Origin of the sequence: Ensifer sp. Root954, from assembly GCF_001429005.1 — a bacterium.
GTDB lineage: Bacteria > Pseudomonadota > Alphaproteobacteria > Rhizobiales > Rhizobiaceae > Ensifer > Ensifer adhaerens.
This window is the reverse complement of sequence record NZ_LMJM01000027.1, coordinates 79,498-94,971: the sequence shown is the minus strand read 5'-3', so window position 1 is coordinate 94,971 and position 15,474 is coordinate 79,498. Positions and strand designations below refer to the sequence as shown.

The 15,474-nt window shown below is 63.1% G+C and carries 13 protein-coding genes and 1 riboswitch; of the genes, 5 read left to right on the top strand and 8 right to left on the bottom strand.

Annotated elements, in window-relative coordinates:
- Nucleotides 1-38: 38 nt before the first annotated feature.
- Entirely contained in the window at nt 39-395 is a 357-nt protein-coding gene (locus ASE71_RS35885; protein WP_156400737.1) for a hypothetical protein, read from the bottom strand.
- Between ASE71_RS35885 and ASE71_RS22365 the strand changes: the two genes are divergently transcribed.
- Nucleotides 375-1,160, top strand: coding sequence for a TSUP family transporter (locus ASE71_RS22365; RefSeq protein ID WP_060520615.1), 786 nt, complete (start codon nt 375-377; stop codon nt 1,158-1,160). The genes ASE71_RS35885 and ASE71_RS22365 overlap by 21 nt on opposite strands.
- A 180-nt stretch (nt 1,161-1,340) precedes the next feature.
- Here ASE71_RS22365 and ASE71_RS22360 read toward each other — a convergent pair whose 3' ends face one another.
- Nucleotides 1,341-1,841 carry an HD domain-containing protein gene (locus ASE71_RS22360; protein ID WP_082566471.1) on the bottom strand — a complete coding sequence of 167 codons (501 nt, stop codon included), beginning with the start codon at nt 1,839-1,841 and terminating at the stop codon, nt 1,341-1,343.
- A gap of 788 nt (nt 1,842-2,629) precedes the next feature.
- Between ASE71_RS22360 and ASE71_RS22355 the strand changes: the two genes are divergently transcribed.
- Nucleotides 2,630-3,223 (top strand): methyltransferase family protein, encoded by a 594-nt coding sequence (locus tag ASE71_RS22355; RefSeq protein ID WP_060520613.1) that lies wholly within the window; start codon nt 2,630-2,632, stop codon nt 3,221-3,223.
- A 196-nt stretch (nt 3,224-3,419) separates the two neighbouring features.
- Here ASE71_RS22355 and ASE71_RS22350 read toward each other — a convergent pair whose 3' ends face one another.
- The 5 genes from ASE71_RS22350 to cobU all read right to left on the bottom strand — a co-directional run bounded on the left by ASE71_RS22350 (nt 3,420) and on the right by cobU (nt 10,161).
- A complete protein-coding gene (locus ASE71_RS22350) occupies nt 3,420-3,845 on the bottom strand; it encodes an EamA family transporter (protein ID WP_060520612.1) in 426 nt (141 codons plus the stop codon).
- The gene (gene cobO / locus ASE71_RS22345; RefSeq protein WP_043617391.1) at nt 3,845-4,489 is read right to left on the bottom strand and encodes a cob(I)yrinic acid a,c-diamide adenosyltransferase; all 645 of its coding nucleotides are present in this window, start codon (nt 4,487-4,489) and stop codon (nt 3,845-3,847) included. The genes ASE71_RS22350 and cobO overlap by 1 nt, the downstream gene beginning before the upstream one ends.
- 146 nt (nt 4,490-4,635) lie before the next feature.
- A complete protein-coding gene (gene cobN / locus ASE71_RS22340; protein WP_060520611.1) occupies nt 4,636-8,466 on the bottom strand; it encodes a cobaltochelatase subunit CobN in 3,831 nt (1,276 codons plus the stop codon).
- Nucleotides 8,467-8,568: 102 nt separating this feature from the next.
- Nucleotides 8,569-9,633, bottom strand: coding sequence for a cobalamin biosynthesis protein CobW (gene cobW, locus ASE71_RS22335; RefSeq protein ID WP_060520610.1), 1,065 nt, complete (start codon nt 9,631-9,633; stop codon nt 8,569-8,571).
- A 3-nt stretch (nt 9,634-9,636) separates the two neighbouring features.
- Nucleotides 9,637-10,161, bottom strand: coding sequence for a bifunctional adenosylcobinamide kinase/adenosylcobinamide-phosphate guanylyltransferase (gene cobU, locus ASE71_RS22330; protein ID WP_060520781.1), 525 nt, complete (start codon nt 10,159-10,161; stop codon nt 9,637-9,639).
- 134 nt (nt 10,162-10,295) lie between these two features.
- Nucleotides 10,296-10,754: riboswitch (cobalamin riboswitch) on the bottom strand.
- Between the two features lie 203 nt (nt 10,755-10,957).
- Between cobU and ASE71_RS22325 the strand changes: the two genes are divergently transcribed.
- On the top strand, nt 10,958-11,539 hold the full coding sequence (locus tag ASE71_RS22325; protein WP_413814648.1) for a cation transporter: 582 nt from the start codon (nt 10,958-10,960) through the stop codon (nt 11,537-11,539).
- Between the two features lie 72 nt (nt 11,540-11,611).
- On the opposite strand, the gene ASE71_RS22320 is transcribed toward ASE71_RS22325, so the two are convergent.
- Complete coding sequence (locus ASE71_RS22320) at nt 11,612-13,069, bottom strand: cobyric acid synthase (RefSeq protein ID WP_060520780.1); 1,458 nt, start codon at nt 13,067-13,069, stop codon at nt 11,612-11,614.
- A 250-nt stretch (nt 13,070-13,319) separates the two neighbouring features.
- On the opposite strand from ASE71_RS22320, the gene ASE71_RS36535 reads away from it, so the two are divergent.
- Together ASE71_RS36535 and ASE71_RS22315 are read left to right on the top strand one after the other, a co-directional pair.
- Nucleotides 13,320-13,463, top strand: a complete 144-nt coding sequence (locus ASE71_RS36535; RefSeq protein ID WP_089044242.1) for a hypothetical protein — start codon at nt 13,320-13,322, stop codon at nt 13,461-13,463.
- 783 nt (nt 13,464-14,246) lie between these two features.
- The gene (locus ASE71_RS22315; protein WP_034788254.1) at nt 14,247-15,245 is read left to right on the top strand and encodes an ABC transporter substrate-binding protein; all 999 of its coding nucleotides are present in this window, start codon (nt 14,247-14,249) and stop codon (nt 15,243-15,245) included.
- Nucleotides 15,246-15,474 lie beyond the last annotated feature (229 nt).

Below are 15,474 nucleotides of genomic sequence, written 5' to 3'. Positions count from 1 at the left end.
ATGGCCCCCTGGCTGGGTCGGCCGCACCGGACGCTCTTTCAGTCCGCCGAAGCGGACGCCGTCGCATATCCTTCATTTTTACCGGAGCGCGGAAGGCCGGTCAAACCGGATTGCGCCATCGCCATGTCGCGTTTGAGGAAACTCGTCATCCCCCTGCCGTATCGCAAGGACAGCCCTTCTTCGGCACCATGCGAGCGAAAGCGCCTCCATCCAGAAAGACAGCGAGCCGGAACAAGGCTTTGAATCTTTGTCGGTTTTTCAATTTCGACACCTGCATGGACAGCAACACCGCGACAGAAGGCTTTGCAAATCGCGCCGGGCTCTGACACAAGGCGGAAAATCCCGCCTGACAGCTCTCCTCTCGAGTCCCCGCCGTGCAAGATCTCGCCTTCCACCTGCTCGCCTTCCTGTTCGTCGCCGCCTTCATCGCAGGCTTCATCGATTCGATCGCCGGCGGCGGTGGCATGATCACCATTCCGGCCATGCTGATTGCGGGCATCCCGCCCTTGCAGACGCTCGGCACCAACAAGCTGCAGGGATTGTTCGGCTCCGGCTCGGCCACGCTGTCCTATGCCCTGCGCGGCCACGTGAACCTGAAAGAGCAGCTGCCGATGGCGCTGATGTCGGCCGCCGGCGCCGTGCTCGGCGCCCTGCTCGCAACCATCGTTCCCGGCGACGTGCTGAAGGCGATCCTGCCCTTTCTGCTGATCGCCATTGCGCTTTATTTCGGCCTGAAGCCGAACATGGGCGACGTCGACCAGCACAGCCGCGTCACCCCCTTCGTCTTCACGCTGACACTGGTGCCGCTAATCGGCTTTTATGACGGCGTCTTCGGCCCCGGCACCGGCTCGTTCTTCATGCTCGGCTTCGTTACCCTCGCCGGCTTCGGCGTGTTGAAGGCGACGGCGCACACGAAGTTCCTCAACTTTGGCTCCAACGTCGGCGCCTTCGGCGTCTTCCTCTTCTTCGGCGCCATCCTCTGGAAGGTCGGCCTGTTGATGGGCCTCGGCCAGTTCCTCGGCGCCCAGGTCGGCTCGCGCTATGCCATGGCCAAGGGCGCCAAGATCATCAAGCCGCTGCTCGTCATCGTCTCGATCGCGCTCGCGATCCGGCTGCTCGCAGATCCGACGCATCCCTTGAGGATCTGGCTGGGGCATTGAGGCGCGGCGCGCTCGGCAAATTTTGCGCTGTCGTAACGGCCGCAACCGCGCAGCCTGTGAGGCGTGGCTGGACCACACCGGCGGGCAAAACCGCAAATGCATGTCCGTTCTGCGGTCTTGGATGAGCGGTTGACCGGGTCGACATGGCGCAGACATGCTTGCCGATAAACGGCGGCACTCTCATTCCTGCGCCAATGCACGGGCCTTTGCGAGAAGGGTCTCGTCGCCGTCGCCCAAGACCTCCAGCAAGCGTTTCATCTCGGCGCCGAACACTTTCCAGAAATTCGGATCGCCGGCTTTGATCGCTATCGCATTATCGATCAGGTCGGCGAGCTTGACGGTTTTCGCCGCGGCGGGCGCCGATGCGAGGTGCTGGCGATCCAGTTCCTTGCGCACCTGTCGATTGCCGTGGAACGGAGTGGATATGTCGGTGAGCCACGCAACCAGTGTTGCGACCTTGGGGCCGAACGCTTCCTTGATCTCCAGCAGCGTCACGTCGGTATCTTCGACCGTATCGTGAAGCAGCGCTGCGGCGATCATTTCGGGCGTATGGGGCACGCTTCGAACAATCTCCGCCACCGCAATCGGATGAACGATATAGGGCCGACTGTCATACTTACGCTTCTGTTCGCCGTGTGCTCGGGTTGCAAACTGGAGCGCGCTGTTCTCGAGATCGGTCATTATTTTGCGTTCAACGCCGGCGTCCATCACCTAAACCCAATCCCAAGCTTTCAGAACGAACCAGGCGACCCGTGATTTCTATCGCCGTCAGGCGTCGCTTCGAGCGACGCGCGCTTGCCTGCCCGCGCGAATGTCGCGGGCGGTCAACGCCTGACAGTTATACCAAGATCAGGCGCACCGGATTTCGACCAGCACGAGCACTGCTCTCCGACCGGACCTGCGCCATAGCTGCATTCGTTCTCCCGCGTCTTGCAAATCCGTGGACGGCGCGCTTCGGCGAGCGCCTTGGCCTTGGCTTCATCCGCAGCCCTTTGCTTGCGCGTCGTTTTAGTTTTCGGTTTCGCCTTCTGGCTGGTCGTCGTTTCTTGAGCTCGTGACGCCCCGCTCTTCACGGTTTGCGCCTGCCCCGCCACACCTGATGACAAGAACAGCAAGACCGATGCGACACCAACCGCAGCTCTGAGAGTATTCTTCAAGGTTCACCCGTATTTAGCCTGTCGACGGTCTAACATGGGTGCGGCCTCCTGCCTATGCAATCGCTCGGCGGAAGGAGCAGCCGTCAAGAGACGAATTTTGCCGACCTTCCGACACGGCGGGGGCGACGATGACAGCCTCCAACGCTTGGCAATAAGATCCGGTAACCACGACGAAAGTCGGACAGGTCCGGCGCTTGAACCTCTAGTTACTAGAGATTGCAAGGTGATCAGAATGCTTCGCCGGGTAGACGCTCATATGGGCCGCCTACCCGTCGTGCGCTCCTGTCTTGTCAGCTCGCTCCAGAGGTTTCCATGTCCACCACCCTTCCCGCCATCCTGATGCTCGTCGTGGGATTGTCCACGCTCGCGCTGGCGATCCTCCGCCGTGTGCAATCCGGCCGCTCGCCGGTCGTGCTGACCTATGGCGACGATGCGGAGGGGTTTGCGGGCAGGCTTTTCCGCCTGATCGTCGCAGCGCTGGTGATCCACCTGCTGGCGGTCGCCATGCTCCCGGCCTCCGTCGATGCCGCCCTCGGCCGGATCCCGGCGCTCGACACGCCCATCCTTCACGCCGTCGGCCTGGCGCTGATGACGCTCGGCGGCGGGCTGACGATGCTGTCGCAATGGGCGATGCGTCATTCCTGGAAGATCGGCATCCCTGAAAAGCAGGACGCGCCGCTTGTGACCTCAGGCCTCTATGCCTTCTCGCGCAACCCGATCTATGTCGGCATGGTGACCGCGCTGATAGGCACGGTGCTGGCGGTGCCCAACGTCATCTCGGTGGCGCTGGCGCTCTCCGCCTGGATCTCGATTTCCTACCAGATCCGCATGGAGGAAACCCACCTCGCCAAGGTCTTCGGCGACGCCTACGGTGCCTATTGCAGGCGTGTCCGCCGGTGGGTTTGACGCAGGGCTCCCCCTCAGGCTGCGACGCTTCCAGCGTCTGCCGAACTGCGCGACGTGGCCCGACGGATCAGGAAGGCGCTCGCGCCAATTGCCTTCAATCTGCATGCCGTCCTCCCGCTCGTCACAGCCGCTGCATGTGTCGGATTACGGCTTGACTAAGGCGAACATTCAGTGACAGGCACCAGACCAGGCGCGCTCAAAACACCGCCAGCAACAGCGCCCCGGCGGCAATGAAGGCGACGCCGAGCCAGTTCATCAGGTTGAGCTTTTCACCGAGGAAGAGCACGCCGAAGATTGCGACCATGACGATCGAGAGCTTGTCGATCGGCGCCACGCGGGCGGCGTCGCCGAGCTTGAGCGCGCGGAAATAGGCAAGCCAGGAGGCGCCGGTGGCAAGACCGGACAGCGCGAGAAACAGCCAGGTGCGTCCGGAGATTTCCGATGGCTTCTGCCACTGCCCTGTCGCCGCCACGATGGCGGCGATCACGCAGAGGATGACGACGGTGCGGATCAGCGTTGCGAAGTCGGAGTTGATCTGCGCAACCCCGACCTTGGCAAACACCGCCGTGAGCGCAGCGAAGGCGGCCGAAAGCAGCGCCCAGAACTGCCAGCTCTGGCTCATCAGAACTCCACGCCCTGCTGCGCCTTGATGCCGGAACGGAACGGATGCTTGATCAGCTCCATCTCAGTGACGAGATCGGCGATTTCGATCAGGTCTTCTTTCGCGTTGCGGCCGGTGAGCACCACATGCGTCATATGCGGCTTTTCTTCCTTCAGGAAGCGCACCACTTCGGCGACGTCGATGTAGTCGTAGCGCAGAGCAATGTTGATCTCGTCGAGCAGCACCATCGAGTTGCGCTCGTCACGGATCAGTTCCTTCGCCTTCTCCCAGGCCTTTTCAGCCATCGCAACATCGCGGGCGCGATCCTGCGTTTCCCAGGTGAAGCCCTCGCCGAGCGTGTAGAACTGGCAGACATCGCCGAAATGCTTCTCGATCAACTCGCGCTCGCCGGTTGCCATCGCACCCTTGATGAACTGCACGACGGCGCAGGGCATGCCGTGGGCGATGTGGCGAAAGATCATACCGAAGCCGGCGGTCGACTTGCCCTTGCCCTTGCCGGTGTTGACGATGATCAGACCCTTCTCGTCGGTCTTCGTCGCCATGATCTTTTCGCGCGCTGCCTTCTTCTTCGCCATCTTCATGGCGTGGCGGGCATCGTCCTTCTCGGCCGGGGCTTCGCCGCCTACTGTCGTCTCGTCGCTCATGATCACTCCCTCAGTTCTCAAGTTCGGGATGGGCAGACGCCCTCGTCCCGCTTCGGTTCCTTTTCGCACTTCACTGAGCAGCGAAACGGAACCAGGTCTTTGTTTCCAAGCAATTCCGGACGGATTACCGCCAGCCCGGAACCGCTCTATTCATTGCCGGCACGAAGCCGGGTTGCTGCCGTGCCGATGCCGGCAAGTTCAAACCGCGCCGAATTCGAGCGCGGTGTCCAGAGATTGCGGTCGATTGCTTCAAGCAGGCGTTCGGCAAGCTCGGCAAAGGCGGCCGGGTTCTTGACGCGCATGAAGTCAGCCACGCGCTCGTCGACGATGAACGCCTGATAGGCGGCCTCGAAATGATGGTCGCGCACCGCACCCGTGGTCGCGGCAAATGCGAACATGTAGTCGACCGTGGCAGCGATCTCGAAGGCGCCCTTGTATCCGTGGCGCATGACGCCATCGATCCACTTGGGATTGACGACGCGGGCCCGGACCACGCGGCCGATCTCTTCTTCGAGCGACCGGATCACAGGCTTTTCCGGACGGGAATGGTCGTTGTGGTAGATCGCCGGACGGTGACCGCCGAGCTGTTCGGCGGCAGCGCTCATGCCACCTTCGAACTGGTAGTAGTCGTCGCTGTCGAGCAGATCGTGCTCGCGGTTGTCCTGGTTCTGCACCACCGCCTCTATCGTGCGCAGGCGCTCCTCGAAAAGATCGCGCTCGGCCTTGCCCTCCTCGCCGGCGCCATAGGCATAGGCGCCCCAGGTAAGATAGGCCTCGGCGAGATCGGCTTTGGTTTCCCAGCCCTTCTCGTCGATCAGCGCCTGCAGGCCGGCGCCATAGGCACCGGGCTTTGCGCCGAAGACGCGGTAGGAGGCGCGACGCGCGGCCTCGGCAGCCTCGACACCTTCCCCTTCCAACCGTCGGCTTTCCGCCCGCATGCGTGCGGCGATCATGTTGTCGGCATCGTCTTCCTCCAGCGCGCCGACGGCGCGGATCGCCTTGTCGAAGAGCGCGATCTGGTCCGGGAAGGCATCGCGGAAGAAGCCGGAAATGCGCAAGGTCACATCGACGCGTGGGCGGCCGAGGACCGCGAGCGGCACGATCTCGTAGCCCATCACCCGGCGAGAGACCATGTCCCAGGTGGGCTTGGCGCCGATCAGCGCCAGGGCCTGGGCGATGTCGTCGCCGCCGGTGCGCATGTTCGCCGTGCCCCAGGCGGTCAGGCCAAAGGAGGACGGCCATTCGCCATGGTCCTGCAGGTAGCGGCGGATCAGAAGCTCGGCCGATTTCTTGCCAAGCTCGTAAGCCGCCGGCGTCGGCACGGCGCGGCTGTCGACCGAGTAGAAATTGCGCCCCGTCGGCAACACATCCGGCCGGCCGCGCGTCGGCGCGCCCGATGGACCGGGGGCGACGAAGCGGCCGCTGAGACCGGTGAGGAAGCCGGTCATCTCGGCGGCACCCGAGTTTGAAATCGACGGCTTCAGGCGCGTTTCGATTTCGCCGAGCACGACGCGGGTGTTGGCCCAGTGGTCCGGGCAAGCCAGTTCACCCGACACGAGATTTGCGGCAAGCAACTCGATGCGCTCGACCGTATCGCCGGCGGTGCGCCAGGGGGCGTCCGAGAGGTCAGCGAGGATGGACGGTTTCGGGCCCGTCCAGGTGTCGGACATGACGCAGTCGAGCGGGTCGAAAGGTTGGGCGTCGCGTGCGGGGTTGCCCCCGGCCGAGGTGGGAATAGCGACCCCACGCAGCCCCGCATCCGCTGCGATCGCCCGCTGCAGGCTCTGGTCGCCGCCCTCGCCGAGACCGCGGGGCACGCGCGCCAGCGCTACGGTGAGGTCCGTCAACAACCGCCCTTCCGGCGCGACGCCGAAGATGTGCAGGCCGTCGCGGATCTGCATTTCCTTGAGGTCGCAGAGATAGGCGTCGAGCTTTTCCAGCGCCTTGTCGTCGCTGTCGCCCCTGTCGATGCCGGCGTCGCTGTCGAGGCCGATGTCGCGCACGAGGTCGAGGATCTGGCGGCTGAGCAGCCTGAGGCGGCGCGGATCACCGCCGGCGGCATCGTAATACTCGTCGACGAGCGCCTCCAGATCCTTGAGCGGCCCGTAGGATTCGGCGCGCGTCAAGGGCGGGGTCAGGTGGTCGATGATGACGGCGCTGGTGCGGCGCTTGGCCTGTGTACCTTCGCCGGGATCGTTGACGATGAAGGGATAGATGTGCGGCAGCGGCCCGAAGATCGCTTCGGGATAGCAGGTTTCCGACAGCGCCAGGGCCTTGCCCGGCAGCCATTCGAGGTTGCCATGCTTGCCCATGTGCACGATCGCCTGCGCGCCGAACTGCTGGCGCAGGAAGGCGTAGAAGGCGAGATAGCCATGCGGCGGCACGAGGTCCGGCGAATGGTAGCTTTCCTTCGGATCGATGTTGTAGCCGCGCGCCGGTTGGATGCCGACGATCACCTCGCCGAAGCGGGCGAGCGGCAGCGCGAAGGCGCCATCGAGGAAGAAGGGATCGGCCTCCGGCACGCCCCAGCGACCGGCAACTTCATCCCTTATCTGTTTCGGAAGCGAATCGAAGAACGTCTTGTAATCGTTCAGCGAAATACGCTCGCGAATTTCGCGGTCATGGCTCGCCGCATTGGTCGGCCCGGCCATCAGATAGCGGATCAGCGCGTCGCCATCGGCGGGAACCTCACCGACCGCATAGCCTTCCCGCGCCATGGCGCTAAGCACCTCGACGGTACCGGCCGGCGTGTCGAGCCCGACACCGTTGCCGAGGCGACCGTCGCGGTTCGGATAGTTGGCCATGACGATGGCAATGCGGCGCTCGGCGGGCTCTGCCCGGCGCAGCTTCGCCCAGTTGACGGCAAGATCAGCGGCAAAGCGCACCCGGTCTTCGAGCGGCTCATGGCCGACGATATTGGCCTCCACCTTGGCATCATAGATCGACGCCGCCTTGAAGGAGACGGCGCGCGCAAGGATGCGGCCATCGACTTCGGGGAGTGCCACGTTCATGGCGAGGTCGCGCGCCATCAGCCCCTGCGGCGACGTTTCCCATTGCGCCCGCGACGAGCCGGAGAAAATCACCTGCAGCACCGGCGCACCGGTCGATTCCAGCACCGTCGGCTGACGGTCGGCACCGGGCGACGAGACCGCAAAGCCAGTGGCGTTCATCACCACGTCGGGTGCGGCCTCGGAAAAAATCGCCTGCAGCGTGCCGACGGAAACGGCATCCTTGAGGCTTGAGACGAACACCGGCAGTGCCCGCACACCTTCAGCCTCCAGCGCATCGATCAGCGCCTCCACCGGCCGTGTCTCGCCACTCTGCACGAGCGCGCGGTAAAAGCAGATCCCAACCGTCGGGGGTTCGAATCCCTCCCTCGCTACCATCCGTCCCTGAACAAGGGACTGCCATTCGCTGACGCCGATCACGCCAGCACCCGGCCACCAGATGCCGGCCTTCAACAGGGGCTTTGCCGGCTGCGGCTTCTCCGCACCTGTGACCAGTGCGGCCGCATAGTCGAGAAACAGCCCGGCATTGTCCGAGCCGCCTTCGGTGAAGTAAGCCCAAAGGCGCTGGCGGTCGTCGGCTGCGACGGTGGAGAAAGGCTCCAGCCCCGGATCCGGCTTGTCGTCACCCGGCAGAACCGCGATCTCGAAACGATGGGTGACGGCAGCCGCATGCAGGGCTTCCAGCAGATAACGGAAATAGCTGGCGCCACCGAGCGGCCGGACGACGATCAGCTTGGCGTGACGCGCCGTGCGCTCGACGTAAGTGTCGACCGACATCGGGTGCATCAGGCTCATCAGGCTGGCGATGCGCAGGCTCAAGCCTCCGTCGCGTCGGCCGTGAGCCGCGGCGATCGAGGAGAGCTCGGTGTCGGCGGCCGAGAGGAAAAGGATATCGGCCGGCGTTTGCCCAAGGTCGATCGCCTCGTTGCCGTCGGCGATCGTTCCTTTCTGGGCGAGAAGCAGATGCATTCGTCTTGTCCGGTGGGGCAATTCCGAACGAAAACGCTAAAAGCGTTTTCCATCCGGAACTGCATTATTTCAATGCGTTAGATCATTTCATTCAAGAATGATCTAGACGAGCGCGGTGATCGCAGCGCGCACCGCCGCCTCGTCCATGTCGTGCAGGCCGATGACGACGAGGCGCGTACCGCGCTTTTCGCCGGCGCCCCAGGCGCGGTCGTAATACTGGTCGATGCGGGCGCCGACCGCCTGGATCAGGAGGCGCATCGGCTTGCCGGGCACGTCTGCAAAACCCTTGAGGCGCAGAACGTCGTGCTCCGCGATCACGCCCTTCAGGCGATCGATGAACGCCGAGGGATCGGCGATCGAACCGAGCTCGACGACGAAGCTGTCGAACTCGTCGTGATCGTGCTCCTCACCTGCCTCGTGCTCCATCTCGTGATGCGACTTGCGGTTGGCGATATCGCTTTCCGTGCCGACACCGAGGCCAAGCAGGATGGCAGCGGCGACTTCGCCGTTCTTCGCCTCGATCATCGTCGGCTTGCGGCTGGTGCGCGAAGACACCTCGTCGCGTACGGCCTTGAGGCCGGAGGCATCGATCAGATCGGTCTTGTTGAGAACGATGAGATCGGCGGCCGTCAGTTGGTCCTCGAACAGCTCCTCGATCGGGCTTTCGTGATCGAGATTGTCGTCCTCGACGCGCAGCGCATCGACCTTGTCGTGGTCGTCGGCAAAGCGGCCAGCGGCAACGGCGGCGCTGTCGACCACCGTGACGACGCCATCGACGGTCACTTCGCTGCGGATATCCGGCCAGTTGAAAGCGGCGATCAGCGGCTGCGGCAGGGCAAGGCCCGAGGTTTCGATGATGATGTGGTCAGGACGGTTTTCACGCTCGAGCAGCTTCGTCATGGTCGGGATGAAATCGTCAGCCACGGTGCAGCAGATGCAGCCATTGGTAAGCTCGATGATGTCGTCCTCGGTGCAGGCCTCGGCACCGCAGCCCTTCAAGACATCGCCGTCGACGCCGAGATCACCGAACTCGTTGATGATCAGCGCGATGCGCTTGCCGTCGGCGTTCTGCAGCAGGTTGCGGATCATCGTCGTCTTGCCGGCGCCGAGGAAGCCGGTGATGACGGTCGCCGGGATCTTGCCCTGGTTGGCTCTCGCAGTGGTCATGGATCAACCCTTCATTTTCAGCGGCAAACCGGCCGCGACAAAGTAAACTTCAGCGGATTTCTCCGCAACGATCTGGTGAAGCCGGCCGGCATGGTCGCGAAACTCGCGGGCCATGCGGTTCTCGGGCACGATGCCGAGGCCGACCTCATTGGAAACAAAGACGAGGCGCGCCCGCGCCTCAGGCAGATACGCAACAAGGGCGGCGAACTCCGCCGTCATGTCGCGCTCTTCCAGCATGAGATTGGTTACCCATAGCGTCAGGCAGTCGATCAGGACCACATGGCTGGGATCATCGATGCGTCTGAGGATGCCGACGAGATCGAGCGGCTCCTCATGCGTCGTCCAGCCCTCGCCGCGGCGCGTCCGGTGATGGTCGATGCGCTCGCGCATTTCGTCGTCCCAGGCGCGGCCCGTTGCGACATAATGCATGGTGAGGCCGGACGCTTCGACGAGCCTCTCGGAAAAGCTGGACTTGCCGGAACGGGCGCCGCCAAGGACCAGCACGGGCCCGGCGCTGAGACTGCTCATCGTGGCTGCCTCAACATTCCCAAAACAGCCGTCGGTGGCAAAAGCCATCGGACGCGCCACGGGCGCGTTCTTGAAAACATCTGCGAGCCAAAACAACCTCCGTGATGGCGTTGGAGACAAAAGTCCCCTCGGGCGGAATGCCCATGCCGGATGGCAGGTCTCCTGGCTCACGGCGTCACGGGCCGAACATCGCCTCGCCCTTAAACGGCAAGGTTCCGATGTCAGGGCCCGAGCGGCCCGCCTCACCTTCCCGGCGTCTTTCCGGTGCCACAGCGAACCTTTGCGCGTCGTCTCCGACGCATGGGCGCTGTGAGGGACATCGTGAAAGGCGGACGATTCGTAGAAGAAGAGGCGTCCAAACCCGGCTGATCACGATGCCACGCCAGTGGCTTTTCCGGCTTGATCCCCGACCTGCCCCGATTGCCCATGCAACCGGCCGACAGCCCGGCACCAAACCCGATGGCGAACCCTGACCGTTCTACAGTCGCGGGGTCGGCTGCGATAAGGATGCCCGATTTGGGTCCATCCGTCACATTCCCAATTATTCCCCCAGATCGCCACGACAAGGGGGAACCATCCAACACCTGATGATTAGGAAGCGGGCAGCCCAAAGTCAATCGACGCATGCGACGCCTCCCCGGCCGAGTTGCGCCACGCGACGATTTGTCGGGCGTCAGGCACGACGGCGGTGTGAAGGGAACCGATGTCGAAACCTAGTGCTATGGATAGCAAACTGCTGCTAACACGTGTGTCAAAAATGCCGAGGGCGAATCTCGCCAGAAAGGGAACCTTTCGAGTGGATACCGACCTGCGCCGCGTCGTCCTCATCGTCTCCCTGTTGAACCTCGGCTATTTCGGGGTCGAACTCCTTGTCGCGCTTTCGATCGGCTCGGTGTCCCTCATGGCCGACAGCGTCGACTTCCTCGAAGACGCCTCCGTCAACATGCTGATTTTCTTTGCTCTGGCCTGGACGGCGCGGACCCGCGCGCGGGTCGGCATGGCGATGGCGTTCATTCTACTGGTACCGGCGCTGGCCTTCCTTTGGACGGCCTGGGCGAAGTTCATGGATCCGGTCCCGCCAGAGCCCTTTGCCCTGTCCCTGACCGGACTTGGGGCGCTGGTGGTCAACCTCTTCTGCGCCTATCTGCTCGTCGCCTACCGTCACACGAGCGGCAGCCTCACGCGGGCAGCATTTCTCTCGGCCCGCAACGATGCCTTCGCCAATGTGGCCATCATCGCCGCGGGTCTGGCGACAGCCTATCTGTGGCAGTCGGCCTGGCCGGACCTGATCGTCGGCCTGGGGATTGCCCTGATGAACATGGATGCCGCGCGGGAAGTCTGGGAAGCCGCAAGCGAGGAGCACGATGTCGCAGCGTAGTTCCGCCGGATAAGCTCGTTCCTCCTGTTGGGCCCGACGTACCGGACCTGCTGACTGACCGTTGCCGCGCCGCTAGCGGCTGAGCAACTCGTCCAACCAGCGACGATCGAGCACAGCCTCCAGCTCGTTCGCGACATCGTCGAGCGCCGCATCGACCGATTGGCGGTAGTTGTTGGCGCCGCCTTCGATGCCGAAACTCTTGAGCAGCGCGCCACGATAGGCGTCGCTGGTGAAGAGCCCATGCAGGTAGGTGCCCATCACGCGGCCATCGGCCGAAAGCGCGCCGTCGGCGCGATTGTCGATGCGCACCGATGGCCGGCCACAGTCTGCACCTTGCGTCTTGCCAAGATGGATTTCGTAGCCTTCGAGCGCCACATCATGCTCCAGAGACCAGGCGCGGCTGTTGCGCACCGTCTTTTCCGGCGCCATCTCGGTCTCGACCTCGAGCAGCCCGAGACCCTCGACCGCACGTTCGCCGCCCTCGATGCCGAGCGGATCGGTGACGCGCCGGCCGAGCATCTGGTAGCCGCCGCAGATGCCGATGACCCGGCCGCCCCGGCGCACATGACGTTCGAGGTCACGGTCCCACCCTTGCGCACGGAAATCGATGAGGTCGCCGATGGTCGACTTCGACCCGGGAATGACGACGAGGCCAGCGTCTGCCGGAATGGGACTGCCAGGCCGCACGAAGACGAGATCAATCTCCGGTTCGGCGGCGAGCGGATCGAGGTCGTCGAAATTGGCGATGCGCGACAGTACCGGGACGGCAACCTTCAGCGCCCGCCCCTCGCCGCGCGTCAGCTTCTCCAGCACGACGGAATCTTCGGCAGGCAGGCGTGCCGCCGCCTTCAACCACGGCACGACGCCGAAGCAGGGCCAGCCGGTGTAGCGGTTGACGGCAGCAATGCCGTCGTCGAACAGCGTGACCTCGCCGCGGAACTTGTTGATGAGATAGCCGGTCACCATGCGCCGGTCTTCCTCGGGCAGGATCGCATGCGTGCCGACCAGCGAGGCGATCACCCCGCCGCGGTCGATGTCGCCGACCAGCACGACCGGCACGTCGGCCCGTGTCGCAAAGCCCATATTGGCGATGTCGCCGGGCCTGAGGTTGATTTCGGCCGGCGAGCCGGCGCCTTCGACCACCACGAGATCGGCACCGGCCGATATTTGTTCGAAACTCTCCATGACGGCGCCCAGCAGTTTGGGCTTGAGCGCCTGATATTCCCGCCCCCTAGCCTGCCCGGCGACCTTGCCCTGAACGACGATCTGGCTGCCCACGTCCGACTGCGGCTTCAGGAGCACCGGGTTCATGTGCACCGACGACGGCACGCGCGCGGCCAGCGCCTGCAGCCATTGCGCGCGGCCGATCTCGCCGCCGTCGTCGGAAACGGCGGCGTTGTTCGACATGTTCTGCGGCTTGAACGGCCGGACCTTCAGGCCCTGATTGGCGGCAAGCCGGCAGAGCCCCGCCACCAATACCGATTTTCCGACATCCGAGCCGGTTCCCTGCAACATGATCCTGCGTGTCATGCGGCCATCGGTAACACTGAAACGGGCAGCGGCAAAGGTCTGTTTCGACACGATTTCGCCGCAATTGACAAAGCCCTTTCACGCATTGTTTCGCGCTTTCGCAAGGCTTGTCGAAAATGTCGCGGCCGATAGCCAGAATGCGACATGGCGTGGCGAGTTTGGCATTCAATTTTTTGCAGCGCACACCTATATCAGCGGCATAGCAACACGCCCCGGAGGATAAGCCTCCGGCCTCTCAAGGTTCATGTCCATGCTGTATATTTTCAGCAAGCCCAATTTCGTTCAGATCGCCTGGAACTCGAAGGTTCCGTCCAGCCAGTCGCGCGTACGCAACCTCGTCGTCGACGCACCCTTCGGCCCGCTCGGCGTCATCCGCACGTCGAACGTCGGCTAACGCCAGCGATCGGGGCGCAAGCCCCTTCGAGCTCTCCTCCCAGAGCCTCCTCCACCGCCCCTCCGGGGCGGTTTTTTTATGTCCGGCATTGGCCCTGAAATGCGAAGGCCGCATCAACCTCTTCAAGAGGGATGCGGCCGCCAAAAAACGCCTGGTCACTTCGGAAAAACACACCGAAGGTTCGCTCAAAGTCCGGGACGCACAAACCTGATCCGGACCGGCGGCAGTCCCCCGCCGCGAGAAGAACAATTAGCTGGACATCGTTACCGGATGGTTATTGAGGATTTAACCAAAGATGAATTCCGGACTTTTTTGTAAATTTTTCGCGACATGCGCGCCATTTGGCGTGACGCAATCACGACAGGAAACGTCAGGATCTCGACAGGGTTCTGAGGTCCGTGGCGCCCAGCGCCATTTTTTGCGGCAAGAATTGTCGCTATTGCTTAAATTCGGGGTCTCTCACGCACAAAATACGCGCTTCGGCGATGTCGCAGACAGAACGCACGAGACCCCGTCCTTCCCGGTCAACCGATTGAAGAGGTTGATTTCTCAGCGAGAAACCTTAGGCTTGGTTTGCGGTATAAGAGGAGATTGGCTGGCGACAGGGTTCCGCGGCCAGGGCTGAATACGAACTCCCACACCGTCCGCAGCAAGGGTGAACCTTGGCTTGTTTGATGCCGAACCCCCGGCTGCATCGTTGTTTCGGGTGACGGAGGATGTCGCGTCCGCCGTGGATTCCCGTTTGGATCTTGGCTGCAAAATAAGACTGGGAGGTCTTGCAACATGAAGAAACTCCTCGCTTCCACCATTCTCGCCGCTGGCCTCTATGCCATGGCGGGTTCCGCGCAGGCCGCGGAATGCGGTGAAGTCAGCATTGCCGAAATGAACTGGGCTTCTGCCGGCGTCGCCGCCCAGGTGGACAAGTTCATTCTGGAGAACGGCTACGGCTGCACGGTGACGCTGGTCACCGGCGACACCATGCCGACCTTCGCTTCCATGAACGAAAAGGCGCAGCCCGACATGGCGCCGGAACTCTGGGTCAACGCCGTGCGCACGCCGCTCGACGCTGCGATCAAGGAAGGCCGTCTCATCGAAGCCGCCAAGATCCTGAGCGAAGGCGGCGTCGAAGGATGGTGGATCCCGAAATTCCTCGCCGACGCGCACCCGGACATCAAGACGGTGCAGGACGCGCTGAAGCACCCGGAGCTCTTCCCGGCACCGGAAGACTCGTCGAAGGCCGCCGTTCACAATTGCCCGTCCGGCTGGAACTGCCAGGTCTCGACCGCCAATCTCTATCGCGCGCTGAACGCGGAGAAGGACGGCTTCCTGCTGGTTGATACCGGCTCGGCTGCCGGCCTCGACGGCTCGATCGCCAACGCGTTCGAAAAGAAGACCGGCTGGCTCGGCTACTACTGGGCACCGACCGCCATCCTCGGCAAATACGAGATGACCCGCCTCTCCTTCGGCGTCGATCACGACAAGGCCGATTGGGACGCCTGCACCGCCGTGCCGGATTGCCCGAGCCCGAAAGTCAATTCCTACCCGGTTTCCGACGTTTACACCGTCGTGACCAAGTCCTTCGCCGACAAGGCGAGCGTTGCCATGGACTACGTCAAGGCGCGCAAGTGGGACAATGGCACCGTCAACAAGGTTCTCGCCTGGATGGACCAGAACCAGGGCACCAACGAGGACGGCGCCAAGCACTTCCTCGCCGAGTTCCCGGATATGTGGACACAGTGGGTGAGCCCGGAAGTGGCCGAAAAGGTCAAGGCAGCGCTCTGATCGAATATGACGGCAGGCGGACCGTGGAATCGGCCGCCTGCCCGTTCCGGTTTTGATGCCGGGACAGGGAACGATGGGGCGTCCTTGCGGGTTTCGTTTGAACGTTCATCGTCTCAGAGGCGGCGAACCGGGAGCCTTCGCGTCGCTATCAGGTAAGCGGGCGACACATTTCGCTGCCACAGTTTAAGTGCCGGGACCCAAAGAGGTCACCCAAGTGTGCGCCGTCATC